Genomic DNA, 24,799 nt, shown 5'->3' with positions numbered 1-24,799 from the left:
TTCACCCGGCGATCCTGCCGGACTCCGCCCGAGCTGTCGCCTGATTTGATGATCGGCTCGAAGGCCACTCCCGGCCCGGATCAGCCGTCGATGCAGCGGGACAGGCCGGAGATGCTGACCACCAGGGCGGTGATGTACGCGTCGACCCGCCACGCGGTGACCACCACGGCGGCCAGCCGGGCGGTCAGCACCGGCAGCGGGACCACCACCGGGTCGGCGACCCAGACGAGCACCCGGGCGACAAGGTCACCGATCAGGCCGCGGACGATGTCCCGGGCCAGCAGGATCAGGTCACCGGCCGCCCGGGTCACCACGGTCATGCCGTTCGCCGCCGCGGCCAGGCCCCGCAGGGCGACCACGTTGTTCGCCATGATGGCCAGGTAGGCCCGCACGTCCGGCCGGTCCCGCGCGGCGAAGTCCCGGTCCAGGTAGCCCTGCAGGTCGGCGGCGATCCGGCCCAGCTCGGTGGCCATCACGTCCCAGTGCCCGGCCTGCTCGGCGACCACCGCGGGCGCCCCGGTCAGGTCGTCGAGCATCTGCCGCAGCGGCGGGATGCCGGCCATCGCGCCGTCCAGCCCGCCGGCCCGCAGCACGCCGATCCCCTCGCCGACCGGCACCGCGAACTCGGCCACCGGCGCCGCCTCGGCCAGCATCGGCGCCACCCAGTCCCGGCGCGCCACCATGTGCAGCACGTCGTCGATGGCTTCGGCCGCGGCACCTTCGGACGAGGGATGTTCGACGGCGGAGGACGACGCGGGCATCCCGATCATGTCGGAGAGCAGCTCGCGGCCGTCGGCCACCCGGGCGAAACCCTGCACGAACAGGACCAGGGTCTCCTCGATGTAGGCGATCAGCTCGCCCTGCCGGACCGTACGGTCGCCCAGCCCGGTCAGGATCCACCCGCAGCGCACCCCGAACGCGGCCTGGTCCTGCTCGAAGCGCTGCACGTTCGTCCCGAGCCGGCCGAGCCGGGCCCGGAGCAGGTCGAGATGGCCGGCGTGCACGCGGACCAGCTTCGCGTCGATCGGGACCATAGCCCGGCAGGTTAGCGCCCGGCGCCATCCGAACTTCCGTGCGCATCATCCCGTACGGAATCTGTGATGTTGACATTCGTCGATTGACCCGATGGGGTGAAGTTACGTCCTTCAATACCTCAGGAGGCTGGATGTCATCCCGAGCCCGCTGGGCGGCCACCGCCGCCGCCCTCACCCTGGGTGCCGCGCTCGCCGCACCCCCGGCGAACGCGGAACCCGCCGCCACCGCGGCACCCGCGATCTCGCTCAGCGCCGGCGAGCACGCGCTGATCCGGTTCCGGTTACCCGATCAGGCCACCCTGGACCGCCTGGTGGCCTCCGGCGCGGACCTGGCCGCCCGGCCCCGGACCGACTCCGGCGCCGTGCTGGCCGACCTGGTCGTCGACGACGCGCAGCTTCGCACGCTGACCGCGAGCGGGGCCGTGCCGGTCCAGCTGATCGAGCGCGAATCCGACGCGGCCGCCCGGAAACCGGCCGGGATCACCCGGCTGCAGGCCGACACGCTGCAGTTCCTGCAGGCGTACTGGTGGACCACCAACGGGAAGACGTTCCTGCAGACGCAGGTCGCGACGACCGCGACCGACGATCCGGACGTCGAGATCACCGTGACCTGGAAGACCGCCGACGGTACGACCGGCACGTACCCGCTGGTGCGGTTCGAGGACTCCGGCGAGTACCAGTACCACTACGCGCTGCCGCAGCCGCTGCCCGGCAAGCCGGTGACGGTCACCGCGTCGTCGAGCCTCGGCGGGACGTCCCGCGCGGTCACCCCGGCGACCTGGCCCGGTGCGACGCCGCCGCCCACGCCGGCCGGGTACCAGAAGGACTTCATCGCGGCGTACATGACGCCGGCCGACATCGCCGCGCGGATCAAGCGGCTGGCCCGGCAGTACCCGAAGCTCGTCGACGTGATCAACCTGCCGAACAAGACCCAGGGCTACCGGCGGAACGCTGTCGCCTATCTGGGTGACCCCGCCGTGGCCGCGGTCGTGGTGGAGTCGGTCAAGTTCGGTGACCAGAGCATGAACGGCGTGCAGGTGCGCACCGTCGATCCCGGTGCGCCGAATCGGGCGCTCTCCGCGTCGTACGCTGATCGGGTCCTGACGGTCCGGCTCGCCACCGACGGTGCCGGCAAGACGATCAGCACCACCGATGACGTCGCGGCCTTCATTTCCGCGAAATACCCGCAACGGTTCCGCGCGGTCGTGGAAACCGGCTCGGCCGGACTGCCGATGCCGGCGGTCGCGCCGGTCCGCCTCGACGACGGGCTCAAGGGCACCGAGGTGTCGCAGAAGCCGTGGACGGTGCAGGCGCTGCGGATCGGCAAGGTCCGCGACGGTTCCAAGATCGGTGTGCTGGCCTACTCGCAGGAGCACGCGCGGGAGTGGGCGACGCCGCTGGTGACCTTGGAGCTGGCCGAGCGGCTGCTGGCCAACTACGCGACCGATCCGGCCACCCGCGAGTTGGTCGACAACGTGGACGTCTTCGTGGTTCCGACGGTCAACCCGGACGGCGCGAACTACTCGTTCAACGACTTCAACTTCCAGCGCAAGAACCTGGTCAACCACTGCACCGGGGCGAACCGCGATCCGCGGTACCGCGACTCGTGGGGCGTCGACGTGAACCGCAACTACACGGTCGGTTCGTATTTCGACGGGTATGTCGGTGGCAGCGCGAACTGCCTGTCCGGGACGTATGCCGGTACCGCGGAACTTTCCGAGGCGGAGAGCAGCAACGTGATCGCGCTGGCGTCCGCGCATCCGAACATCCGGTTCGCGATGAACGTGCACTCCTACGGCGGCTACTTCATGTGGCCGCCCGGGTCGTACAAGGCCGAGGGACGGGTCACGCTGCCCCGCCCGACCATCGACGAGTCCAAGTTCTTCCTGGACAGTGCCCGGCGGATCGTCGGTGCGATCGCCGCCGAGCGCGGGACGGTGACCTGGCCGGCGTACACCGGGCCGGTCGCCGACGTGCTCTACTCGGCCGCCGGGAACTCCGCTGACCAGCTCTATTACGAGCTGGGCATCGACGCCTGGGACTTCGAGGTGGGCAACGACCGCTGGAACGAGGCCACGCAGGAGTGGGAGGGCGTCGGCTTCCAGCCGCCGTTCGACGAGGCGCACGCCGAGGCCCAGGAGTATGCGGGCGGCCTGGTGGAGCTGGTCCGGGTCGCGAAGAACGCGCAGGACCAAGCCGGGTCCTGACCGAGAGCGTGTGAAGTAATGGTGCGCTCCGCACCATTACTTCACACGCTCCTCGCCTCGCCTCAGGCCGGCCGGGGTGGGAACGCCAGCCGGCTGCCGGACACGACGATGGCCAGCGCGGCGGCGGCCAGGAGCGCGCCCGCCACCGGCAGGCCCGGCACCCCGGCCATCCCGATGGTGGCCGAGCCCAGCAGCGCTCCCCCGCCGATGCCGACGTTGAACGCCGCCGCGGTCAGCCCGGACGCCGCGTCCGGTGCGGCGGGGGCCACACGCAGCGCGGCGGCCTGCAGGAACACCGGCATGGTGCCGCCCGCGAGCCCGCACACGGCCAGCGCCAGCAGGGCCGGCACGCTGCTGCCCGCGACACTCGCCAGGACCAGCGCGGCGATCAGCAGGCTCACCGAGGTGACGATGCCGGAGCGCGGACGGCGGTCGACGATGACGCCGGCCAGGAACAGGCCGACGCCGTTGGCCACGCCGTACACCAGAAGGGCCGGACCGATAGCGGTCTCGGACACGCCCGCCTGCCGCAGGAACGGCGCGACATACGTGTAGAACGTGTAGAAACCCAGGTTGATCACGACGGTGGTGGCCACCACGGTGGCGATGCCGGGCAGCCGCAGCACCGTGCGCAGCCGCACCACCGAGCCGGCCTGGGCGCCCGGCAGCGCCGGCAGCAGCCACCGGACCGCGACCGCGAGCAGCGCGAACAGCACGGCGAACACCCCGAACGCGGTGCGCCAGCCGACCAGCTCACCGAGCGAGGTGCCGGCCGGGACACCGGCCACGAACGCGACCGTGCCACCGGCGAAGACGAACGTGGCCGCCCGGCCGATCCGGTCCGGCGGGACCAGCCGCGCCGCGTAACCGGCCGCGATCGCCCAGAACAGCCCGTGCACGATGCCACCGGCCACCCGGGCGGCGAGCGCGACACCGAAGGTGCCGGCGATCGCGGTGACCCCGTTGGTGATCGCGTAGCCCACCAGCGCCAGGGTGAGCAGCCGGCGCCGCGGAATTCTTACGGTCGCGGCTCCGATCGAGGCCGCGAAAACAGCGACCATCACCGCGTACGCGGTGACCAGCAACCCCACCCGGGAGACCGGCACGTCGAAGCTCTCACCGATCGCGGGCAGCAGCCCGGTCGGCAACATCTCGGTGGTCACCGACAGGAACGCGGCAGCGGTCAGGGTCAGCAACCCGACGCGCGGCCGGCGCACGTGTCCGGGAGTGGTCAGACCTGTCGCGGTCGTCATGTCACGCCTCCTCTGGTCAGGAGGCGCCCTCGCATCGGGAACCGGATGAGCGTGGCGGACCATCGCCCGTCGCAGCGCCTCTCACCCGGCACCCGACGGTAAACACCGGCCGTCTCCGCTGGCAAGCCGGATACGGCCGGTGTCACCCACGACTCAGCTGTGGTCGACCGCCGCCTGCTGCACCGGCAGCGCGGCCACGTAGCGCTGCATGAACGCGTCGAAGCCGGCCACGTCGACGGCGGCCGGGGCGGCCGTGTCCAGCCGCGCGCCGGCGAAGACCGTGCCGGTCAGGAAGTCGTCGAGGCTCTGGCCCGGCTGCCGGTCGGTGAGGAACGCGGCCAGGATCGCGATGCCCCACGCGCCACCCTCGGCGGCCAGGTCACCGACCGAGACCGGGGTGTTGATCGCCGCGGCGAGCAGCTTCTGCGCCACGCCCTCGGTCTTGAACAGCCCGCCGTGCGCGAACATCCGGTCCAGCTGGACCGACTCGGCCTTCTGCAGCACGTCCATGCCGATCCGCAGGGTGGCCAGCGCGGCGTACAGCTGGGTCCGCATGAACGTGGCCAGGTCGAGCGAGCTGCCCGGCACCCGCAGGAACAGCGGCCGGCCCTCGTGCAGCTTGGTGATCGGCTCACCGGACAGGTTGTTGAACGCCATCAGGCCGCCGCCGTCCGGCGCCCCGTCCAGCGCGGCCCGGAACAGCGTCTCGAAGACCGTGTTGGTGTCCGCCTTCGCGCCGAGCGCGGTGGCGAACTCGGCGAACAGCCCGGCCCACGCGTTGAGCTCGCTGGCGCCGTTGTTGCAGTGCACCATCGCGACCAGGTCGCCGGCCGGGGTGGTGACCAGGTCGACCTCGGGGTGCATCCGGCTCAGCGGCCCGTCCAGCACGATCATCGCGAAGATGCTGGTGCCGGCGCTGACGTTGCCGGTACGCCGGGCCACCGAGTTGGTGGCCACCATGCCGGTGCCGGCGTCGCCCTCCGGCGGGCACAGCGCGGCGCCCGGCTGCAGGGTGCCGCTCGGGTCGAGCAGGCGCGCGCCGTCCGCGGTGAGCGTGCCGGCCGCCTCGCCGGCGGGCAGCACCGCGGGCAGCAGCTCGGCCAGCGGCGACGCCAGGCCGCGACCGGCCACCAGCTGGTCGAACTGGGCGAGCATGCCGGCGTCGTAGCCACCGGTGGCGGTGTCGATCGGGAACACGCCGCTGGCGTCGCCGACACCCAGCACCTGCTGGCCGGTGAGCTTCCAGTGTACGTACCCGGCCAGGGTGGTCAGGTGGGCGAGCCGGCCGACGTGCTCCTCGCGATTGAGCACCGCCTGGTAGAGGTGCGCGATGCTCCAGCGGTGCGGGATGTTGTACCCGAACAGCTCGCTGAGCTGCTCGGACGCGTCGCCGGTGTTGGTGTTGCGCCAGGTGCGGAACGGGGTCAGCAGCTCACCCTCGGCGTCGAAGGCCAGGTAGCCGTGCATCATCGCGGAGACGCCGAGCGCGCCGGTGCCGCGCAGCTCGACGCCGTACTGCTCGCGCACGTCGGCGGCGAGCGCGGCGAAGCACGCCTGCAGGCCGGACCAGACCGCGTCGAGCGAGTACGTCCAGGTGCGGTCGACGAACTGGTTCTCCCAGTCGTGACTGCCGACCGCGATCGCCTCGTGGCCGGGCCCGATCAGCACCGCCTTGATCCGGGTGGAGCCCAGTTCGATCCCGAGCGCGGTACGGCCCTGTTCGATCGCCTCGCGCGTGCCGGCCAGTGGCCGTTCAACCGTCTCCGTCATGGTCATGTTCTACCGCAGTCGTGAAAACCTTTACCGCGCGACCCGTTACACCGACGCGAATCGGGCGGCGAAGGCCACCGCGCCCATGTCACCCTCGCGCAGCCGGGCCGCGATCTCGATCTCGCCGATGGTCTCCAGGGTCCGTGCCGCGTTGTTGATCGCCTCCGGTTCCTGGCGCAGCAGCTGCCGGGCCAGGCGCGCCTGGGTGGAGCGCAGCGTGGCGAACGCGCACAGGTCGAGCGCGGCCACGAACTCGTCGGTCAGGGTGCCGGCCATGGCGTGCTCGACGACCAGGTTGTGCAGCCAGTCCGGCCAGTAGCCGTACTTCCCGAGGATCTTTCCGGCGTAGATGGACTCGGCCGGGGTGCGTCCGCCGTTCAGCAGTTGCGCGGTGACGTTGACGTCCAGGTGCGCGACGCGCAGCGCGGCGACGAACACGCGCAGCAGCACGACCGTGCCGACCCGGGCCTCGATCTCGGCGGCCGCGTGCGCGAAGTCGCCGTCGATGACCCAGGAGACCGCCTCGGCCTCGAGCAGGGTGGTCCGTTCGATGTCCCGGTCGGCGAGCCGGCCGATCGTCTCGCGGAGCCGGTGCGCGGCGGCGTCGTAGCGGTCGCGCAGCCCCTCGCTGTTCGGCTTGTTCCGGTACATGATCGCGATGTCGGCCGCGATGATCGCCTCCCGCTGCAGCAGCTGCGAGGTGATCTTCGGGAGCAGCAGCTCGGTCAGCCCGGTGGTGAGGATCGCCGCGTCGAACCGGCCGGAGGCGCTCTCGAACTGCTCCCACCAGCCGACGTCGTGGGTGCCGGGGTGCGCCTCGGGTGCCTGGGCGGACATCCGACCTCCCTCTGCTCGGCCGTCGGCTGACACCGCTGGACACCTGCTGATCGACCAGCGGGCGCGAGTGCTGCGGCTTCTCCAGGATATTTTTCCGCCGCCGGGCGCGCCGGTGTCTAGAATATTTGATCTTGTACGGAACGAGAGCCGGGAGACCGCTGATGCCCACCGTGACCGACCTGCTGACCGCGAACCTGATCGACGTGTTCGGCAACCGGGACGCCGTGACCCGCCGCGCGGCGATCGAGCGGATCTACACCGAGGACGTGGTGTTCACCGACCCCGAGGGTGCGGTGCACGGCTGGGACGCGCTGGAGGCGAAGGCGGGCGGGCTGCTGGCCGAGGTGCCGCCGACGTTCGTGTTCGCCGAGGACGGCAAGCGCTACGCCAGCGCGGACACCGGCGCGGACACCGGCGCGCTCGGCTGGACGTTCGGCCCGGCCGGCGGCGAGCCGGCCGCCCGGGGCATCGACATCATCACCGTCCGGGACGGACGCATCGCCGCGCTGCACACCATCTTCGCGGCCTGACCCCGCCGCCGCGCATCCTCAGCGCCACTGATCGGCGGCGCCGAGGAGCCGGATCGCCTCCTCGCGCATCTCGACCTTGCGGACCTTGCCGGTGACGGTGAGCGGGAACTCCGCGACGACGTGGACGTACCGCGGGATCTTGTAGTGGGCCAGGCGGCCGGCGCAGAACTCGCGCAGCGCCTCGGCGGTCAGCGGTGCGGCGCCGTCGCGCAGCCGGACCCAGGCCATCAGCTCCTCGCCGTACTTCTCGTCGGGCACCCCGATCACCTGGGCGTCCAGGATGTCCGGATGGGCGTACAGGAACTCCTCGACCTCGCGGGGGTAGATGTTCTCGCCGCCGCGGATGACCAGGTCCTTGATCCGGCCGACGATGGCCAGGTAACCCTCGTCGTCCATGGTGGCCAGGTCACCGGTGTGCATCCAGCCGTCGCGGATCACCTCGGCGGTCCGGTCCGGCTGCTCCCAGTACCCGAGCATCACCGAGTACCCGCGGGTGCACAGCTCCCCCGGCGTACCGACCGGCACCGGGCGGCCGGTCTTGGGGTCGGCGACCTTCACCTCCAGGTGCGGATGCACCCGGCCGACCGTGCCGGTACGCCGGTCCAGCGTGTCGTCGCTGCGGGTCTGGGTCGAGACCGGTGACGTCTCGGTCATGCCGTACGCGATGGTCACGTCGCGCATGTTCATCTCGCCGATCACCCGCTTCATCACCTCGACCGGGCAGGGCGAGCCGGCCATGCACCCGGTACGCAGCGACGACAGGTCGTAGGTGCGGAACTCGGGCAGCCCGAGCTCGGCGATGAACATCGTCGGTACGCCGTACAACGACGTGCATCTCTCGTCCTGGACGGCCCGCAGCGTCGCCGCCGGGTCGAAACCGGGCGCCGGGATGACGACGCAGGCGCCGTGCGAGGTGGCGGCGAGGTTACCCATCACCATCCCGAAGCAGTGGTAGAACGGCACCGGCACGCAGACCCGGTCCTGCTCCGTGTAGCCCATCGCCTCGCCGACGAAAAAGCCGTTGTTGAGGATGTTGTGGTGGCTCAGCGTGGCGCCCTTGGGGAAGCCGGTGGTGCCCGACGTGTACTGGATGTTGATCGGGTCGTCGAAGGACAGGTCCGCGCAGACCTGTGCGCTGCCCGCGCCGGCGATCAGGTCCGCCCACGACTCGTCGCCGATCAGCACGACCCGGCGCAGGGCCGCCAGCCCCGGCCGGGCTTCGTGGATCATCGCGCGGTAGTCGCTGCCCTTGTGCTCGACCGCCGCGATCAGCGTGCTGATCGACGCCTGCTCCAGCACGTACCGCAGCTCGTGGGTGCGGTAGGCCGGGTTGATGGTGACCAGGACGGCGCCGATCCGCGCGGTCGCGTACTGCACGAGGAACCACTCGGCGCAGTTCGGCGCCCAGATGCCGACCCGGTCGCCGGTGGTGACACCGGCCGCGAGCAGGCCACGGGCGAGTTCGTCGACGGCGGTGTCCAGTTGTGTGTAGGTGAGGCGCCGGCCGGTGGGCAGGTCGACCAGGGCTTCCCGGTCGCCGTGCCGGGCCACCGTGCGGCGCAGGTTGGCATCGATGGTCTCGCCGAGCAGCGGTGTGCCGGCCAGACCGTTGGCGTAGGACGAGGGTCGCATCCATCGATGGAACTACACCGCGCCGGGGATGGCAGTCGCCATTGCGCCACGATCGTGGATTTTTCTCACTTAGTCTCATCTCCGGCCGAATGTGAAGATGTCGGGCGGTACTGCGCACACCGAGGGGGAACAGCCGATGAGCATGGGTGTGCGACCGACGATGGAACAGGTCACCGCGGAACGGAACGCGCTGGCGGGGCGGCTCGCCGACTTCCGGGTGGGTACGAAGATCTTCGCCTCGGTGCTGGCCGTGGCGGCCGCGGCGCTCGCGATCGGCGTCCTGGGCATCAACCGGATGAACGGCCTCAGCGACGACGTCAAACAGATGAAGGACGGGCACGTCGACGCACTGGTCCAGCTCAGCACGCTGCGGGGCGCGTCGAGCGACGCCTGGCAGGCCACGTTCGGCTGGATGGCGGTCCCGGCGGCACAGAAGCCCACGTCCCGCGGGATGGTCAAGGACGCGGACGACGCGTTCGCCGCGGCGCTCACGTCGTACCAGACACTGGCGGCCGGATCGGCCGACCGCCTGGCGGCGGCGCAGCAGGTCGGGGAGTCGTTCACCTACTTCCAGAACCTGCGCGACGTGGTGCTGTTCCAGGAGGCCCCGGCCAGCGGCTTCGAGACACCGGCCGCCGACCAGATCACGGCCGCCTGGACCGACACCCAGACGAAGCTGACGGACGCGATCACCAAGCTGCAGGAGACCGAGGCCGCCGAGGCCGCCGCGGCGACCACGCAAGCCGAGGACTCGGCGGGCGGCGCCCGCAACCAGATGCTGCTCTTCATGGGGATGGCGCTGGCCCTCGCGGTCGGGCTCGGCGCGTTCGTCTGCCGGGTCATCGTCCGGCAGCTCGGCAGCGTCTCGGACTCGCTCGCCGCGGTGTCGCACGGCGACCTCACCGTGCCGGCCGAGGTCCAGGTCCGCGACGAACTCGGCGCGATGGCCGTCGCGGTCAACGTGGCCCGGGACGCGCTGCGGGAGATGGTCGGGCGGCTGACCGCCAGCTCGCGGGTCCTCGGGCAGAGCACGCAGCGGCTGACCAGCGCCACCGACCGGATCGGCGAGTCGGCCCGGGACGCCGCGACCCAGGCGGACACCGTCGCGGCCGCCGCCGGAACGGTGTCGATGAACGTGCAGACGGTCGCGGCCGGCAGCGAGGAGATGGGTGTCTCGATCCGGGAGATCGCCGAGAGCGCCAACCAGGCCGCCCGGGTCGCCGCCGAGGCGGTGACGGTCGCCGCGACCACCAACACCACCGTCTCCAAGCTCGGCGACTCCAGCGCCGAGATCGGCAACGTGGTCAAGACGATCACCGCGATCGCCGAGCAGACGAATCTGCTCGCGCTGAACGCCACCATCGAGGCGGCCCGGGCCGGCGAGATGGGCAAGGGCTTCGCCGTCGTGGCCAGCGAGGTCAAGGATCTCGCCCAGGAGACCGCGCGGGCCACCGACGACATCTCCAAGCGGGTCGCCGCGATCCAGTCCGACACCGTCGACGCGGTCGCCGCGATCGGGGAGATCTCGCAGATCATCGCCCGGATCAACGACTACCAGCTGACCATCGCGTCGGCCGTCGAGGAGCAGACCGCGACCACCGGCGAGATGAGCCGCAGCGTCAGCGACGCGGCACAGGGCAGCACCGAGATCGCCGGAACGATCACCGGGGTGGCCAGCGCGGCGCAGACGACCACGGCGTCGCTGGGCGAGGCGACCGCGACGGTGCAGGAGCTGACCGGGATCAGCGCGGAGTTGCAGCAGGTGATCAGCGGCTTCCGCATCTGACCGGGAGCGATCACCCGGCGTAGACCTCCAGCGCGGAGAGTTGCCCGGCCGGCCAGCCGGTGTTCGCGGTCGCGGTGACCCGCAGGTACCGGGCCGTCGCCGCCGGGAACACCACGGTCACCGTGTTGCCGGCGGCCGGGTCGAACACCCGCCCGGCCGCTGCCGCGAGCGTCCCGAACGAGGAACCGTCGGTGCTGCCCGTCACCGCCAGGGTCTGGCTGCGCGCACCCCACGACGGCGGGAGCCTGAGCACCACCCGGGCGACCGGGTTCGCGGCGCCCAGGTCGACCTGGATCCACTGCGGGAAGGCGCCGTTGGCGCTCTCCCAGTAACTGCCGGCGTCGCCGTCGACCGCGTTGGCCGCGACGTACTGGTCCTTGGTGCTGCTCGCGGACATCGATTTCCGGGCCGCGAGATCGCCGCCCGGTTGCGGCGGCGGCGTGGTCAGGGTGGGCGGAGTCGGGCGTACGACGGTGAGCGCGATCTGGCCCTTCAACATCCGGCCGGCATCCGTGGTGATCCGCAGGTAGTAGTCGGCGGAGCAGTACGTGCCGTCCTCGTCGAGCGCGCGGACGCCGGTCCCGGCGGGAACCGAGGCGGCCGTCTCCGCGGTCTTGGCGATCTGGTTCCCCTCGTTGAACTCGTCGAACATCGACACGTAGAGACCCTGTGCCCCGAGCCGGACCATGTTGTACACGCTGCGCCAGTAGAAGTCGCCGTGCCGCCGATGCCCGGCCGACAGGTCACCGGGCAGCACACACGGCTGGTAGTCGATGCCGTGCGCGGCGCAGTCGGCCTGGTCGGCGGTGTTCACGTTGGCGTAGAACCAGTCCAGCCCGGCCAGGTCACCGGTGCGGCCGACCATCCACGGCGAGAGCATGTGGAACGCGCGGTAGACGTCGAGGAACCCGGTGCGGCTGTCGTTCCTGCCCTCCCGCCAGTAGGTGGGCACCCCGCCGATCACGTAACAGCCCTGCGCCTTGAACCAGGTGATCACGTCCAGGCAGGCGGCCGGGGTGAACGCGTGGTTCTCGTCGTTGAAGCCGAAACCCCAGATGCAGACGACCGGTTTGCCGTTCTGCCGGGCGTAGGCACCCGACGCGGCGTGCGACGACATCGTCGCCGTCCAGTCGGCTTTGATCTCGGACTGCATGCTCGACCAGCCGCTCACGTCGTACATCACATAGAACTTGCGGCCGGAACGCTCGGCCGCGCCGCGGACCTTGAGTGCCATGGCGTCGCGTGTCGGGCCCTCGTCGCCGACCGGGTTGAACCGCTGCAGGGCCGCGGTGTCGATGCCGTAGGTGCGCATCCAGTCGAAGTGCGTGTCGACGGTCTGCTGGTCGTAGGAGGAGAACAGGGCGGCCGGCTGGCCGCTGCCGAGATTCGGGTACGCGGTCGGGTAGGTGTGCGCGTAGTCGCGGACGTCGGGCCAGGACACGATCGTGGTGTTGGCCGGCGACGGCGGCTGGAAACGGTCACGGCTCCAGTGCCACCAGCCGCCGATCGGCGCGCCGTCACCGGGGGCCGCGAACCAGCCCTGGTAGCCGACGGTGACCTTGCCGACGACGTCACCGGCGGGGGACGCGGCGGCGGCTCGCTCGGTGCCGCTCAGCAGCGCGGCGGCGGGGGCGAGGGCGGCGGAGGACAGCAGGGTACGCCGGGACACAGCCATGGGAACTCCTGTCGAGCCGAGACGGGGGACGGCGACGGATATCGATGGCCATCGTGGCAGTGCCGGTCACACGTACGCAATAGTTAGACGATTCTTTGCAACATCTTGGACTCGTGGCGGAAATTCCGGAGCTCAAGGATTGCGGTCACCCGATGTCCGGAATTCCGGACAGGCGGCCGCGCTCCCGGCGGGCGCCGTGACCACCCGGGTCTCCGGACCGTTGAACCGCCATGAGACGGCGATTGATGGCGGTGGCGTCGTGGGTCGCGGTGCTGGCCGCGGTGAGCTCCCCCGCGGTGCCGGCGGCCGAGGCTGGACCCCGGTTCGACCTGGCCAGGACCGTAGCGCGGTGGGACGCGCTCGCCCGCAGCATCACCGGGGACGTGGCGGAGTTGCGAGCCTCGGAGCGGCTCAACTATCGACGCGCTGAGGGTGGGATCGCGGAGTGCATGCGGGCGCACGGCCGTCCGTACCAAAAAGCGCCTTTCATCAGTTTGTATCGTGACTTCACTGATGCCGATGTCGGGTACGGGAACGGAAGCGCGACGATCGTCGACTCGCTGACGGCCGGGACCAGCCGCTTCGAACTCAACGAGTACGCCTGGCTGCGCGCCCGACGCGCCGATGTTCTCAAGAGGCGGGCACGGCCCGCGGACATGGGTGTCGCCAACAGGTGTGCGCTGGTGTATCAGTACCGGTCCTACCTCGACATCGTTCCACCCGCCAACGCCTACCGGCTCATCGCCTTCCAGGATCTGGTGCCGCCGCTCTACCGGGACCCCACGGTCGCCAAGGCCTGGCGGACCTACGACGGGTGCATGAACGGCCGGCACGGCTACGTGCCCGGTATGGATCGTTCCGATTTCCTCTTCATCGCGCTGAGGGGCGTCCCCGGCAGCCCGGAGTGGCAGAGCAAGCTCACCGAGCTGAAGGCCGTCCTCGCCACCGACGTGGAGTGCCGGCGGCCCGCCTACCTCGCCGCCATGCGCCTGCTCGACGAACGCCTCGACGGGTGGGAGCAGAAGCACCGCGCGGAACTGCTCGCCATCCGCCGCGAGTGGCGGGAACGGGTCGCCGCCGCCGCGAGGCTGCCGCGATAGGGCCTGATCTTGGTCGGCTATCGTGCCCGGGTGGAGATCCAGGTGGTGGAGGGTGCGCTGGTCGAGGTGCCCACAGCGGACGTGACCGGGATGGATCGGCGAGCGTTCGGGGAGTTCGTCTCGCCGCGCGGGGAGATGGCCTCGTACGCGTTCGGCTGGACCACCGGCGCCGACCCGCACGTCGGCCACCTGACGATCGGGATCGGCGTCGGCAACCCCGGTGGCGGCTCGTTCCACGCGGTCATCTTCGTCAACGACGACGGCATCGCGTACGCGCTCACCGACGAACCGTTCGAGCGGGTCCCCGAGGGCGGCCCGGATCTGACCGCGGACCAGGCGCGCGCCCACGACACCCTGCCGTTCATCTGGTGGGTCACCGACCTGGTGATGGAACGCGACCGGCGCGCCCACTGGATGCGCCACTGGCTGCTGGGCACCCTCGCCGTGCAGTCCACCGAGGTCTTCGAGCAGCGCGAGCCGGCCCTGCGGGTCAGTCACCACGCCGAGGACGGCGTGTGGCACCTGGTCGGCGCGTCCGGCGCGGACGGTGACACCGGCCGGGTCGGGCACCTGCACCACGCCGTCGACGAGGACCAGAGCCTGATCGATGTCCTGAACCTGCAGCCGGGGCACACCCTGGTACGCGATGATGGAGGACGGCCCTGGCACGAAGAACGGTGACGCACGATTCCATCGACATACTTGACTGCGGCGACGAGTGGCGGCAACGTTCCGCGGGTGACGATCTCCCGCCGTACCCTCATCGCAGCGACAGCCGCGGGTGCCGCCGCTGCCGCGACCGGAACACCCGCACAGGCAGGAGCACGAGCCGTGATCCGCGCTCCCGCACTGCGCCCCGGTGACCGGGTCCGGGTGGTCGCACCGGCCGGCATCCCGGACACCCGGGTGGCCCGCGGCATCCAGATCTTGGAGAGTTTCGGTCTGGTGGTCGAGACCGGGACCCATCTGTACGACCGGTACGGCTACCTGGCCGGCACCGACGAGGACCGGCTCGCCGACCTGAACGCGGCGTTCCGCGACCCCGGCGTCCGAGGCGTCTTCGCCGCCCGGGGCGGGTACGGCACCCAGCGCATCATCGACCGGCTCGACCTCGCCGCGATCAAGCGGGACCCGCGCGTCTTCGTCGGGTTCAGCGACCTGACCGTGCTCAGCGGCCGGCTGTGGACCGCGGCGCGACTGGTCAGCTTCTACGGCCCGATGATCAACTGGACCGACTCCCGTACCGGCCCCACCGAGATCGAGTCGCTGCGCCGGGCGGTGATGACCACCGACCCGATCGTGCTGACCCGCGACCCGGCCGAGCCCAGCGCCGCGGTGATCGTCCCCGGCACGGCCACCGGCACCCTGCTCGGCGGCAACCTGACCATGGTGCAGACCAGTGTGAACACCCGGGACCTGCCCGACCTGCGCGGGGCGATCCTGCTGCTCGAGGACACCGACGAGTCCGCGTACAGCTACGACCGGATGCTGACCCACCTGATCCGGGCGGGTGCGCTGCGGCGGCTGGCCGGGGTGGCGCTGGGCCAGTTCACCAACGCGCCGGTGACCGGTGGGCAGTGGACGGCGGCTGAGGCCGTACAAGATCGGTTGGGAAGTTTGGGGGTTCCGGTGCTCGGCGGGTTGCGGGTCGGGCATGGCACCGGCCAGCTGACCGTGCCGCTCGGCAGCCGCGCCACCATCGACACCGCCGCCGGCACGCTCACCGTGGAAGCCGGCGTGCAGGCCGTTTACTGACCAGTTCCGGACGGCTCGGCGGCGGGCGGCGGCGCGGTGGTGTCCACGTCGGCCAGCACCGCGCGGTGATCACTGCCCGGCACCCGCAGCACCCACGAACGGCGGGTGGCCAGGCCGCGCACCAGGATGTGGTCCGGGCGGACCACCGGCAACGCCGCCGGCCAGGTGAACCCGAAGCCCGCACCGGCCTCCTGCTGGCTGTCCCGCAGCGGGGTGAACGCGGCGAACTGCCGGTCGGTGGTCGCGGTGTTCAGGTCGCCGGCCAGGACCAGGCGCGGGCTCGGGTCGGCGTGCGCGGCGGCGGCCAGGGCAGCGAGCGTACGGTCCCGGTCCGCGGTCATGTCGGCCCGGATCGAGGCCAGGTGAGCGGCGTAAACGCGAACCGGGCCACCGGCCGTGGCCACCGTGGTCGCGATCGCCCGGGTCCAGCCGATCCGGATGTCGACCGGCTCGGTCGCCGACAGCGGGAACCGGCTGAGGATCGCCACCGTCCCGGTCTCGGTGCGGTACGGAAAGGCCGCCGCCACCGTCGCCGTCACGGCATCCCGGTTGTCCAGAGTGATCTCCTGGAGCACCAGCACGTCGGGCTGCGCGGCCAGCAGCGGCGGCAGCGCCTCACCCGGCGTGGCCTTGCCGAGGTTGAGCGACGCGACCCGCAGATCCCGCTCCCCGGACTGGGCGTGATCGGTCAGCGTCGGGGCGAACAACACCGCCCAGATCACCGTCGGCACCAGCGACGCCGCGAGCACACCGGCCCGCCGCGCCGGGATCGTGACCAGCAGCAGGAGCACGCTCGGCGCGGCCAGCCAGGGCAGCGCACTGTCCAGCAGGGAACCCGCCGAGCCGGGCAGCGCCCGATGCCCGAGCAGCAGCAGGCTCAGCGCCGCGGCGAGAACGCCGGCCAGGATCGGTACGACCGCTCTCGATCCACGACGGCTGTCGTCGAACTCGCCCATGGTGACCTCCTCCAACGACGGTGCTGGTCAACCGTAGGGAGCCTACGTTGATCATGAATGCGCTATGCCCGCCGGTTCCCCCGGTCGTAGGGTCACTTCCATGAGGGCGATCGTGTTCAGCCGCGACAGTTCCGAGCTCCGCCTCGCCGAGCGGGACGTTCCCGAGCCGGGTGACGGCCAGATCCGGGTCCGGGTGATGCGCTCCGGCGTCAACCCGACCGACTGGAAACGCCGCTCGGCCGGTGATCCGGGCTTCCCCGAGGCCACGCCGAACATGGACGGTGCCGGCCTGGTCGACGCGGTCGGTCCCGGCGTGCTGTCCCACCGGGTCGGCGATCGCGTCTGGCTCATGCTCGCCGCGCACGGCAGCGCCTTCGGCACCGCCGCCGACTACACGATCATCGCCGCCGGGCACGCTTTTCCCCTGCCCGACACCATTTCGTACGACCTGGGAGCCGCCCTGGGCGTCCCCGCCGTCACCGCTCACCGCGCGCTGACCGTCGCCGAGGGCGGCCCGGACCGCCTCCACCCGGGCGCCCTGCTCGGCCGCACCGTGCTGGTCGCGGGCGGCGCCGGCGCGGTCGGGCACGCCGCGATCCAGCTCGCCCGCTGGGCCGGCGCCACCGTGGTGACCACGGTCAGCAGCCCGGAGAAGGCCGCCCTGGCCACCGCGGCCGGCGCCCACCACGTCGTCGACTACCGGCACGCCGAGGCGGCCAAGGAGATCCGCGCGGTCGCGCCCGACGGCGTGAACCTGGTCGTCGAGGTCTCCCCCGGCCCGAACGCCCCGCTCAACCAGGCCGTCATCGCCAACCACGCCACCATCGCGATCTACGCCAACAACGGCGGCGACACGGCGTCGTTCGACATCCGCCCGCTGATGATGCTCAACACCCGCATCCAGTTCCTGATCCTCTACTCGGTCGGCGAACGCGCCCTGCAGGCTGCGGCCGAGGACATCGGAGCGGCCCTGCGCGACGGCGCCCTCCCGATCGGCGCGGCACACGGCCTGCCGGTGCACCATTTCCCGCTCGACCAGACAGCCGAAGCCCACAACGCCGTCGAACACAACGCCGTCGGCAAGGTCCTGATCGCCGTCGCTTAATACGCCCACAGCCCCCGGCTGGCTCCCAGGGGTGTATCCGAAGCGTCGAGACACCCCCCGCAACCAGCCACCACCAGAACCCCCGACGCTCACGCACCCCGGCTGGCTCCCAGGGGTGCCTCAACAACCCGGACACACCTCCAGGAGCCAGCTCACGCTGCTCGGCTGGCCGTGAGGGGTCCCTCAAGAGCCCGCACACACCCCTGCGAGCCAGCCGGGGCCGGGGCCGCGCGGCGGCCGGGGTGGCTGCGGTGTCGCGCGGGCACAACGCGGGCGGGTGCGGGCGAGACGCGAGCGGGGTGGGTCAGGTCCAGAGGGTGCGGAGGTGGGGGGCTTCGGTGGCGGCCTGGGCTCGGCCGGCTTCGGCGGCGGGGCGGCGGCGGGCCGGGTCCAGCGGGTTGGTGCCGATCGCCGAGCGGGCGGCCGCGGACGGTGACACCACCGCGCCGCGCACCGACGGGCCGAGGGCCGCTACCTGGGCGCTCGGGCGACCCGACGGGCGGACCGACTGGGTGGCCGGGGCCAGGACCACCACCTGCCGGCTGCCGGCGGCCAGGTCGGCGTTGGCGATCGAGCGGATGCCGCCGTCGATGTAGCGGACGCCGTCGATCGTGACCGGGGGCCAGACCAGCGGGACCGCGCAGCTGGCGGCTACCGCGTCGATCAGCGGGACACCGGCGGCCGCGTCGAAGATCCGGGCCGCGCCGGTCGTGGCGTCGACGGCCGGGATCAGCAGGCGGGTCGCGGGCCAGCCACCGTCGCCGATGCGGCGGGCGATCACCGCGCGGCGCTCCGCCTCCGGGACGGTGTCGGCGCGGAGCGCTCGGCGGCCCAGCCAGGCGCGGCCGCGTGCCGGGTCGCCCGGCCAGATCCCGGCGACCAGGTACTGCAGCAGGCCGCCGAGGCCGAGCCGGGCCGGGATCTCGGTGCCCGGGCCGGCGAGCTGCGCCTCGTAGAGGTCGGCGAGGGGCACACCGGAGAGCACCTGCGCGGCGGTGGAGGACCCGGCCGACGTGCCGACGAACAGACCGGCGTCGGTCAGGTCGACGCCGTGCTCGGCCAGGCCGTGCAGCAGGCCGATCTCCCAGGCGACCCCGGTGACGCCGCCACCACCGAGCACCAGAGCCTTGCCATCGATACCCATGCCTGGCATTCAAGCACCCCACCGGCACAGCCGGCGCTCAGACGCCCCGGCCGAGAGGCCCGGCAGTCACCTCAGCGGCAGATCGACGGCGATCCCCACGCCTCAGCGCTCACCCGGCACGCCACCGGCAGCGGCGAAACGAAGACGGTCCGCCCACCAGCGGCGGCGAGCGGTCAGCGAGCGCGCCGCGTCAGCAACGACGTGAACGCGTAGCGTAGGAGCGGCCGGTAGATCCGGATCGAGTCCACCACGCCGCCGAAGTGTGAGGCGGCGTTGCCGTTGAGGTAGCGGGCCGGGATCGCCACCTCCTCCATCGGCCGGGACGCCGCCGCCGCGTCCAGCAGGACGTTCATCTCGTACTCGAAGCGCTCCCCCTCGATCGCGCCGAACCGCTCGAGCAGGTCGGCGGGATAGGCCCGCAGCCCGGTCTGCGTGTCCGTCACGGCCCGGCCGGTGACCGCCCGGAACAGCAGCTGCGTCACCGTGTTGCCGAAGCGGCTGCGCAACGGCATCGGCGCGAACGGGCGGGTGCCGAGCACGATCAGGCCCCGGCCGGTGCGCTCGGCGATCCGGCGTACGTCCTGCGGGTGGTGCTGGCCGTCGGCGTCCGCGCTGATCACGTCGAGGCCCGGGAGTTCGGTCACGGCGTACCGGAAACCGGTTTTGAGGGCGATGCCCTTGCCCTGGTTGGTCGGGTGGATCAGGACCGGGCAGCCGAGGGATCGGATCGCCGACAGCTCGGGTTCGGCGGACGGGCCGCTGCCGTCGTCGACGACCACGATCCGGGTGGGATCGAGGCCGTCGGCGATCGTGCCGGTGATCAGGTCTTTCAGGTGCGGTCCGGGATTGTGGACCGCGAGCAGCAGGGCGACGTCCGGGTACGAGGTGTTCACCGGCCGGTTCCTACCCTGCGGGCCACCGGCCGAATCCCTACCGTCCGGTAGGAGACAGACCGGGCCGGATCACGCCGGGAGCGGACGGGGCGCCGGACGTCTCCGGGGCGAAGGCCAACGCCACCAGCGTGAGCAGCAGCGCGGCCGCCACGTAGACCGACACCGCGAACGCGCTGCCGGTCGCCGCGACCAGCTTGATCGCGATGATCGGGGCGAGCGCGCCACCGAAGATGCCGGCGATCTGGTAGCCCATCGAGGCGCCCGAGTAGCGCAGCCGGGTGGAGAACATCTCGGCGACGAACGCGGCCTGCGGGCCGTACATCGCGGCGTGTGCGGCCAGCGCGACCACCACGGTGAGCACGATGACCAGGGTGTTGCCGGTGTCCAGCAGCGGGAAGAACGCGAAGCTCCAGACCGCGGCCGCGATCGCACCGGCCGCGTAGACGGGACGCCGGCCGACCCGGTCAGACAGGCCGCCGAAGAACGGGATGAGCAGCAGTTGCAGGCCGGAGGCGACCAGCACCCCGGTGAGCGCGACGGTGCGCGGCAGGCCGACGGTTCCGGTCACGTACGTCAGGACGTACAAGGAGAAGGTGTAAAAAGCGACGTCGGTGCCGATCCGTGCGGCCATCGCGACCAGCAGCCCGCGCGGGTGTTCGCGGAGCACCTCGAGCAGCGGCAGCTTGGCCTTCACGCCCTGGGCCGCAACCTCCGCAAACGCCGGCGACTCCGTGACCGCGACCCGAATCCAGAGGCCCACCAGCACAAGCACGCCAGACAGCAGGAACGGTACACGCCATCCCCAGCTGAGAAAGGAACTCTCCGAAAGGGTCGCGGAGAGCACCCAGAGCACCCCGGACGCGAGCAGGTTGCCGGCCGGGACACCGACCTGCGGCCACGAGGCGGACAGTCCGCGCCGCTGCGGGTCGCCGTGCTCGAGCGACATCACCACCGCGCCGCCCCACTCGCCGCCGAGGCCGAGGCCCTGCACGAAGCGCAGCGTGACCAGCAGGATCGGTGCGGCCGCGCCGATCGTCGCGTAGGTGGGCAGCACGCCGATCAGGAACGTGGCGCCGCCCATCAGCAGCAGCGTCACGACGAGCACGCCTTTGCGGCCGACCCGGTCGCCGAAGTGACCGAAAATGATGCCGCCGAGCGGGCGGGCCACGAACCCCACGGCGTAGGTGGTGAACGCCAGCAGCGTGCCGGTGACCGGCTCGAAGCTCGGGAAGAACAGCTTGCCGAAGACCAGGGCGGCGGCCGAGGCGTAGAGGAAGAAGTCGTACCACTCGAGGGACGTGCCGACCAGGCTGGCGATGATCACGCGACGACTTGCAGTCATGGCTTGCTCCTACGGGGGGGTGATCGTGGGATGCGTGGTGCCGTATGCCACACTCTAGAAATCGTTCAACAATCCGGCAATACCTCAATATGAAGCTTGTGTTACTCCTCGGGAGCGGAGAGTCATGCGCGCACACCGGGCCGGCCCGTCGGCCGTTCTCCTCGAACTGGACGACACCGAGGCCGTCTTCGCCGCCTACCACCTGCTCACGGCGGCGCGGGCGGCGGGCACGCTGACCGCGACGGAGATCGTCCCGGCGGCGCGCACCGTGCTGGTCGACGGCATCACCGACCCCGCCCGGATCACCACACTGCTGAAAACCACGCGTCCCGCCAGACCGCGATCCACCGCCGGCTCCGCGCCGACGATCACCATCCCGGTTTGGTACGACGGGGAAGACCTCGATGACGTCGCCCGGCTGTGGCACACCGACCGGGCCGGCGTGGTGGCCGTGCACACCGGCACCGAGTTCCGGGTGGCATTCTGCGGGTTCGCGCCCGGGTTCGCGTACCTGACCGGGCTGGACGAGCGGCATCACGTGCCCCGGCGGGCGACACCGCGGACCCGGGTGCCGGTGGGTACGGTGGCACTGGCCGGGCCGTACAGCGGGGTGTACCCGACCGCGTCACCGGGTGGGTGGCAGTGCATCGGTCGTACCGAAGCGGTGCTCTTTGATCTTGAACGTGATCCGCCGACGCTGCTCACGCCCGGGACCGCCGTGCGGTTCGTGGACGCCGGATGAGCGCGGCGTTGGAGGTGGTCCGCGCCGGGGTGCGCACCACCGTGCAGGATCTCGGCCGGCCCGGTCTCGCCCACCTCGGCGTGCCCCGCTCCGGCGCGGCCGACGCCGGGGCGCTGCGGCTGGCGAACCGCCTGGCCGGCAACCCACCGGAGGCCGCCGGGCTGGAGATCCTGCTCGGCGGCGCGCGGCTGCGGGCCACCCGGTCGGCCACGCTCGCGGTCACCGGCGCGCCGTGCACGGTGACCGTCGACGGCCGCCCAGCGGACCCGGGCTTCCCGCTCGCGGTGCCGGCCGGTGCGCTGATCGTTCTCGGCCGGGCGACCGCGGGACTGCGGGTCTACCTGGCGGCCGCCGGCGGGATCGCGGTGCCGCCGGTGCTGGGCAGCCGGGCCACCGACACACTCTCCGGGCTCGGCCCCGGCCAGGTCCGCGACGGCGACGTGCTCCCGCTCGGCCCGGTGACCGGCCCGCCGCCCGCGGTCGACCTCGCGCCCTACCCGCGGCCCGCCGGCGCCCTGCGGCTGCGGGTGTGGCCCGGGCCACGCGACGACTGGTTCACCCCGGCCGCGCTGGCGACCCTGTTCACCGCGGAATACCGGGTCTCCGCCGCGACCGACCGGGTCGGCGCCCGGCTGACCGGGCCGGAGCTGACCCGCGCCGTCGGCGGCGAGCTGCCCAGCGAAGGCCTCGTGCTGGGCGCGATCCAGGTGCCGGCGAACGGCCAGCCATTGATCTTCCTGGCCGATCACCCCACCACCGGCGGCTACCCGGTGATCGGCGTGGTCGACCCGGCCGACGTCGATCTGATCGGCCAGGCCCGTCCGGGGACCGAGATCCGCTTCTCACCGACGGCCGGATACACGTAACATTCTCGGGTCTCGCCAAAATCAATCGACGCGGCAGGCAACTTTTCGGGCCTCAGCACCGTCTTGACCTATACGGCCATGATGGGCAACGGCCGGGACCCCCCTCGATTGCGAGAGCCATGATTCAGCGACGTAAGGTCATTATCGGTTCACTGGGCGTGGCTGCCGCCGCCGCGACCGCTGGCACCGCCGCCGGTTGCTCGTCGACCAAGGCGAGCGCGGGCACCAACCCGGTGTTCACCACGCCCGAGGCCGAGACGGAGGCCCTGGCGACCACGCCGGTGGCCGCGCCGGCCAAGGTCACCGTGACGCCCGCGCACGGCGCCAAGGAGTGGTCGCCGGCGAAGCCGATCGTGGTCACCGTCGCGGACGGATCGTTGAAATCGGTCACCGTGACCTCCGGCAAGACGAAGATCGACGGCGAGATCCAGTCCGACGGCACCTGGCAGTCGACCGAGGATCTCGACTACAGCAAGAAATACAAGGTCGTCGCGACGGCCGCCGACAGCCTCGGCGCGTCCAGCACCACGACCGCCACGTTCGCCACGCTGAAGCCGGACAACATCGCCCGGGTGACGTTCCAGGCGAACGGGCTGGCCTCGCTGAAGACCGGCAAGAACTACGGCGCCGGCCAGCCGGTGATCGTCGCGTTCAGCCACTCGGTCAACAAGGCCGCTGCCGAGAAGGCCATCGAGATCACCACGTCGCCGCAGGTCGAGGGCAAGTTCTACTGGTCGAGCGACTCGACGGTGCACTGGCGGCCGGCGAAGTACTGGGCGCGCGGCACCACCGTCAAGGTCAAGGTCAACGCGTTCGGCACCAAGCTCGGCAAGACCACGTACGGCGGCAAGAACGCCTCGACGCACTTCACCGTCAACCGCCAGTTGATCGCGATCAGCGACAACCGGACGCACATGACGAAGGTCTACATCGACGGCAAGCTGGTCCGCACCATGAAGAGCAGCCTCGGCCGCGGCGGTGGCACCACCGGCGCGAACGGCCAGGCGATCAGCTTCTGGACGGCCGGCGGCCCGCACGTGGTGCTCTCCAAGGAGCGGTACCACACGATGACCTCGTCGAGTTACGGCGTCCAGGACAAGAATGACCCTAACTATTACGTCAGTGAGAACGTCGAGTACTGCACCCGGATCACCTATTCGGGTGAGTTCCTGCACGCCGCCCCGTGGAACGGTCAGCTCGGCGAGGCCAACAAGTCGCACGGCTGCATCAACCTGAGCATGAAAGACGCCAAGTGGGTCTACGAGAACTTCATCCTCGGTGACGTCGTCGACGTGACGCACAGCCCCCGCAAGCTCCCGATCTACAACGGCCTGGGCGACTGGACCGTCTCGTTCGACAAGTACGGCCGGGACTAGTCACCATCCGGGCGGTGCCAGCCTCGCCGATCATGGGGGCATGACGGCGAGGCGGGTACATCGTGCCGCCCTTCAGTGCTCCTGGCGCTCGCCGCGGCGCGCCAGGACGTAGAACTCCCGCGACACCTCAGCCGGATCGGCGTGCGGGTCGGTGCGCTGCACCACGATCAGATTCTTCCCGATCGGCAGCTCCACCGGCACGGTCACCGAATCGCTCAGCCTTCCGTTACGGTCGGCCTGCAGTTGAACGGTGCCCTCCCGCGCGCTCGCCGGTACGTTCTCCGCCGCCTGGAATGCGGTGAAGAACAGGATCACCACCTCGAAACGGTGGAAACCGGCGGCGGTGAACGGGATGCTCTCGCCGCATCGGGCGTTGTCCAGCGGCATCGTGATCTTCGGCGTCCGCCGACGGTGCGACCTGCGGGCCTGCTGGACGGAGAGCAGCGTCGCCAGGACCCCGGCCATCGCGAGCACCATCATGATCAGGTTGTAGTCCGAGCCTTCGAACGGGCCCTTGGCGAATTCCATGGCGATTGCCGAACCGTGCTCCTTCATTCCGGTCTCCTCGGATTTTCATATGCGTGGTGAGGCCGTCCCCCAGGAACTGAGCGGCCGATCGTGAAGTGCAGGGTTCGTCCGATAGAGCCCTTTCGCATCCCGGGAGCCGTTCGGGCGCCACGGCGTGCAAACCATTCTTTTCTGCGACCTCGCTGACTGCCTGGTTGCCATCAGCGAGGTCGCCGAACGTAGTTCTTGTCCTATCAGAACGAGGGATGCCAGGCCGGGTTCGCACCCC

Annotated in this window: 21 protein-coding genes; 10 read left to right on the top strand and 11 right to left on the bottom strand. The window is 71.1% G+C overall.

Annotation, left to right across the window (positions count from 1 at the left end; genetic code table 11):
* Positions 1 to 80 precede the first annotated feature (80 nt).
* The gene (locus Apa02nite_RS41560; protein WP_203829982.1) at positions 81 to 1,034 is read right to left on the bottom strand and encodes a hypothetical protein; all 954 of its coding nucleotides are present in this window, start codon (positions 1,032 to 1,034) and stop codon (positions 81 to 83) included.
* A gap of 131 nt (positions 1,035 to 1,165) precedes the next feature.
* On the opposite strand from Apa02nite_RS41560, the gene Apa02nite_RS41555 reads away from it, so the two are divergent.
* Complete coding sequence (locus tag Apa02nite_RS41555; protein ID WP_203829981.1) at positions 1,166 to 3,241, top strand: M14 family zinc carboxypeptidase; 2,076 nt, start codon at positions 1,166 to 1,168, stop codon at positions 3,239 to 3,241.
* A 62-nt stretch (positions 3,242 to 3,303) separates the two neighbouring features.
* On the opposite strand, the gene Apa02nite_RS41550 is transcribed toward Apa02nite_RS41555, so the two are convergent.
* From Apa02nite_RS41550 to Apa02nite_RS41540, 3 genes are all read right to left on the bottom strand, one after another.
* A complete protein-coding gene (locus Apa02nite_RS41550; protein WP_203829980.1) occupies positions 3,304 to 4,494 on the bottom strand; it encodes an MFS transporter in 1,191 nt (396 codons plus the stop codon).
* A 153-nt stretch (positions 4,495 to 4,647) separates the two neighbouring features.
* The gene (locus Apa02nite_RS41545) at positions 4,648 to 6,264 is read right to left on the bottom strand and encodes a xylulokinase (RefSeq protein WP_239164924.1); all 1,617 of its coding nucleotides are present in this window, start codon (positions 6,262 to 6,264) and stop codon (positions 4,648 to 4,650) included.
* A gap of 45 nt (positions 6,265 to 6,309) precedes the next feature.
* Positions 6,310 to 7,101 carry a hypothetical protein gene (locus Apa02nite_RS41540; protein WP_203829978.1) on the bottom strand — a complete coding sequence of 264 codons (792 nt, stop codon included), beginning with the start codon at positions 7,099 to 7,101 and terminating at the stop codon, positions 6,310 to 6,312.
* A gap of 161 nt (positions 7,102 to 7,262) precedes the next feature.
* Here Apa02nite_RS41540 and Apa02nite_RS41535 point away from each other — a divergent pair, with 161 nt between their 5' ends.
* Positions 7,263 to 7,631 carry a nuclear transport factor 2 family protein gene (locus tag Apa02nite_RS41535; RefSeq protein ID WP_203829977.1) on the top strand — a complete coding sequence of 123 codons (369 nt, stop codon included), beginning with the start codon at positions 7,263 to 7,265 and terminating at the stop codon, positions 7,629 to 7,631.
* Between the two features lie 18 nt (positions 7,632 to 7,649).
* Here the strand turns inward: Apa02nite_RS41535 and Apa02nite_RS41530 are convergent, their stop codons facing one another.
* The gene (locus Apa02nite_RS41530; RefSeq protein ID WP_203829976.1) at positions 7,650 to 9,263 is read right to left on the bottom strand and encodes an AMP-binding protein; all 1,614 of its coding nucleotides are present in this window, start codon (positions 9,261 to 9,263) and stop codon (positions 7,650 to 7,652) included.
* Positions 9,264 to 9,399: 136 nt separating this feature from the next.
* On the opposite strand from Apa02nite_RS41530, the gene Apa02nite_RS41525 reads away from it, so the two are divergent.
* On the top strand, positions 9,400 to 11,049 hold the full coding sequence (locus Apa02nite_RS41525; RefSeq protein ID WP_239164923.1) for a methyl-accepting chemotaxis protein: 1,650 nt from the start codon (positions 9,400 to 9,402) through the stop codon (positions 11,047 to 11,049).
* Positions 11,050 to 11,059: 10 nt separating this feature from the next.
* Here Apa02nite_RS41525 and Apa02nite_RS41520 read toward each other — a convergent pair whose 3' ends face one another.
* Positions 11,060 to 12,724, bottom strand: a complete 1,665-nt coding sequence (locus tag Apa02nite_RS41520) for a glycoside hydrolase family 99 protein (protein WP_203829975.1) — start codon at positions 12,722 to 12,724, stop codon at positions 11,060 to 11,062.
* A gap of 230 nt (positions 12,725 to 12,954) precedes the next feature.
* Here Apa02nite_RS41520 and Apa02nite_RS41515 point away from each other — a divergent pair, with 230 nt between their 5' ends.
* The 3 genes from Apa02nite_RS41515 (at position 12,955) to Apa02nite_RS41505 (ending at position 15,579) form a co-directional block, all read left to right on the top strand.
* Positions 12,955 to 13,824, top strand: coding sequence for a hypothetical protein (locus Apa02nite_RS41515; protein WP_203829974.1), 870 nt, complete (start codon positions 12,955 to 12,957; stop codon positions 13,822 to 13,824).
* A gap of 30 nt (positions 13,825 to 13,854) precedes the next feature.
* Positions 13,855 to 14,505 (top strand): hypothetical protein, encoded by a 651-nt coding sequence (locus Apa02nite_RS41510; RefSeq protein ID WP_203829973.1) that lies wholly within the window; start codon positions 13,855 to 13,857, stop codon positions 14,503 to 14,505.
* 150 nt (positions 14,506 to 14,655) lie between these two features.
* Positions 14,656 to 15,579, top strand: coding sequence for a S66 peptidase family protein (locus Apa02nite_RS41505; RefSeq protein ID WP_239164922.1), 924 nt, complete (start codon positions 14,656 to 14,658; stop codon positions 15,577 to 15,579).
* Here the strand turns inward: Apa02nite_RS41505 and Apa02nite_RS41500 are convergent.
* A complete protein-coding gene (locus tag Apa02nite_RS41500) occupies positions 15,573 to 16,535 on the bottom strand; it encodes an endonuclease/exonuclease/phosphatase family protein (RefSeq protein ID WP_203829971.1) in 963 nt (320 codons plus the stop codon). The two genes, Apa02nite_RS41505 and Apa02nite_RS41500, sit on opposite strands and share 7 nt — an antisense overlap.
* Positions 16,536 to 16,635: 100 nt before the next feature.
* Here Apa02nite_RS41500 and Apa02nite_RS41495 point away from each other — a divergent pair, with 100 nt between their 5' ends.
* On the top strand, positions 16,636 to 17,640 hold the full coding sequence (locus Apa02nite_RS41495; protein ID WP_203829970.1) for an NADPH:quinone reductase: 1,005 nt from the start codon (positions 16,636 to 16,638) through the stop codon (positions 17,638 to 17,640).
* A 304-nt stretch (positions 17,641 to 17,944) separates the two neighbouring features.
* Here the strand turns inward: Apa02nite_RS41495 and Apa02nite_RS41490 are convergent, their stop codons facing one another.
* The 3 genes from Apa02nite_RS41490 to Apa02nite_RS41480 all read right to left on the bottom strand — a co-directional run bounded on the left by Apa02nite_RS41490 (position 17,945) and on the right by Apa02nite_RS41480 (position 21,019).
* Positions 17,945 to 18,784: a patatin-like phospholipase family protein gene (locus Apa02nite_RS41490; protein ID WP_203829969.1), complete on the bottom strand. Its 840-nt coding sequence runs from the start codon at positions 18,782 to 18,784 to the stop codon at positions 17,945 to 17,947.
* Between the two features lie 173 nt (positions 18,785 to 18,957).
* Positions 18,958 to 19,677, bottom strand: a complete 720-nt coding sequence (locus tag Apa02nite_RS41485) for a glycosyltransferase family 2 protein (protein ID WP_203829968.1) — start codon at positions 19,675 to 19,677, stop codon at positions 18,958 to 18,960.
* Between the two features lie 37 nt (positions 19,678 to 19,714).
* Positions 19,715 to 21,019, bottom strand: coding sequence for an MFS transporter (locus Apa02nite_RS41480; RefSeq protein WP_203829967.1), 1,305 nt, complete (start codon positions 21,017 to 21,019; stop codon positions 19,715 to 19,717).
* A 124-nt stretch (positions 21,020 to 21,143) separates the two neighbouring features.
* On the opposite strand from Apa02nite_RS41480, the gene Apa02nite_RS41475 reads away from it, so the two are divergent.
* The 3 genes from Apa02nite_RS41475 to Apa02nite_RS41465 all read left to right on the top strand — a co-directional run bounded on the left by Apa02nite_RS41475 (position 21,144) and on the right by Apa02nite_RS41465 (position 24,003).
* Positions 21,144 to 21,761: a 5-oxoprolinase subunit B family protein gene (locus Apa02nite_RS41475; protein ID WP_203829966.1), complete on the top strand. Its 618-nt coding sequence runs from the start codon at positions 21,144 to 21,146 to the stop codon at positions 21,759 to 21,761.
* Positions 21,758 to 22,627 (top strand): 5-oxoprolinase subunit C family protein, encoded by an 870-nt coding sequence (locus tag Apa02nite_RS41470; protein WP_203829965.1) that lies wholly within the window; start codon positions 21,758 to 21,760, stop codon positions 22,625 to 22,627. Before Apa02nite_RS41475 ends, Apa02nite_RS41470 begins: the two co-directional genes overlap by 4 nt.
* 119 nt (positions 22,628 to 22,746) lie before the next feature.
* On the top strand, positions 22,747 to 24,003 hold the full coding sequence (locus Apa02nite_RS41465; RefSeq protein ID WP_203829964.1) for a L,D-transpeptidase: 1,257 nt from the start codon (positions 22,747 to 22,749) through the stop codon (positions 24,001 to 24,003).
* Between the two features lie 72 nt (positions 24,004 to 24,075).
* Here the strand turns inward: Apa02nite_RS41465 and Apa02nite_RS41460 are convergent, their stop codons facing one another.
* Positions 24,076 to 24,558, bottom strand: a complete 483-nt coding sequence (locus Apa02nite_RS41460; RefSeq protein WP_067700353.1) for a hypothetical protein — start codon at positions 24,556 to 24,558, stop codon at positions 24,076 to 24,078.
* Positions 24,559 to 24,799 lie beyond the last annotated feature (241 nt).

The organism is Actinoplanes palleronii, from assembly GCF_016862315.1.
Classification (GTDB): Bacteria; Actinomycetota; Actinomycetes; order Mycobacteriales; family Micromonosporaceae; genus Actinoplanes; species Actinoplanes palleronii.
This window is presented reverse-complemented; position numbering and strand designations above follow the sequence as displayed.

What these genes read in the sequence shown, in the direction of transcription:
- Apa02nite_RS41560 (WP_203829982.1), bottom strand. Translation starts at nt 1,034, where the DNA reads ATGGTCCCGATCGACGCGAAGCTGGTCCGCGTGCACGCCGGCCATCTC.
- Apa02nite_RS41555 (WP_203829981.1), top strand. Translation starts at nt 1,166, where the DNA reads ATGTCATCCCGAGCCCGCTGGGCGGCCACCGCCGCCGCCCTCACCCTG.
- Apa02nite_RS41550 (WP_203829980.1), bottom strand. Translation starts at nt 4,494, where the DNA reads ATGACGACCGCGACAGGTCTGACCACTCCCGGACACGTGCGCCGGCCG.
- Apa02nite_RS41545 (WP_239164924.1), bottom strand. Translation starts at nt 6,264, where the DNA reads ATGACGGAGACGGTTGAACGGCCACTGGCCGGCACGCGCGAGGCGATC.
- Apa02nite_RS41540 (WP_203829978.1), bottom strand. Translation starts at nt 7,101, where the DNA reads ATGTCCGCCCAGGCACCCGAGGCGCACCCCGGCACCCACGACGTCGGC.
- Apa02nite_RS41535 (WP_203829977.1), top strand. Translation starts at nt 7,263, where the DNA reads ATGCCCACCGTGACCGACCTGCTGACCGCGAACCTGATCGACGTGTTC.
- Apa02nite_RS41530 (WP_203829976.1), bottom strand. Translation starts at nt 9,263, where the DNA reads ATGCGACCCTCGTCCTACGCCAACGGTCTGGCCGGCACACCGCTGCTC.
- Apa02nite_RS41525 (WP_239164923.1), top strand. Translation starts at nt 9,400, where the DNA reads ATGAGCATGGGTGTGCGACCGACGATGGAACAGGTCACCGCGGAACGG.
- Apa02nite_RS41520 (WP_203829975.1), bottom strand. Translation starts at nt 12,724, where the DNA reads ATGGCTGTGTCCCGGCGTACCCTGCTGTCCTCCGCCGCCCTCGCCCCC.
- Apa02nite_RS41515 (WP_203829974.1), top strand. Translation starts at nt 12,955, where the DNA reads ATGAGACGGCGATTGATGGCGGTGGCGTCGTGGGTCGCGGTGCTGGCC.
- Apa02nite_RS41500 (WP_203829971.1), bottom strand. Translation starts at nt 16,535, where the DNA reads ATGGGCGAGTTCGACGACAGCCGTCGTGGATCGAGAGCGGTCGTACCG.
- Apa02nite_RS41495 (WP_203829970.1), top strand. Translation starts at nt 16,636, where the DNA reads ATGAGGGCGATCGTGTTCAGCCGCGACAGTTCCGAGCTCCGCCTCGCC.
- Apa02nite_RS41490 (WP_203829969.1), bottom strand. Translation starts at nt 18,784, where the DNA reads ATGGGTATCGATGGCAAGGCTCTGGTGCTCGGTGGTGGCGGCGTCACC.
- Apa02nite_RS41480 (WP_203829967.1), bottom strand. Translation starts at nt 21,019, where the DNA reads ATGACTGCAAGTCGTCGCGTGATCATCGCCAGCCTGGTCGGCACGTCC.
- Apa02nite_RS41475 (WP_203829966.1), top strand. Translation starts at nt 21,144, where the DNA reads ATGCGCGCACACCGGGCCGGCCCGTCGGCCGTTCTCCTCGAACTGGAC.
- Apa02nite_RS41470 (WP_203829965.1), top strand. Translation starts at nt 21,758, where the DNA reads ATGAGCGCGGCGTTGGAGGTGGTCCGCGCCGGGGTGCGCACCACCGTG.
- Apa02nite_RS41465 (WP_203829964.1), top strand. Translation starts at nt 22,747, where the DNA reads ATGATTCAGCGACGTAAGGTCATTATCGGTTCACTGGGCGTGGCTGCC.
- Apa02nite_RS41460 (WP_067700353.1), bottom strand. Translation starts at nt 24,558, where the DNA reads ATGAAGGAGCACGGTTCGGCAATCGCCATGGAATTCGCCAAGGGCCCG.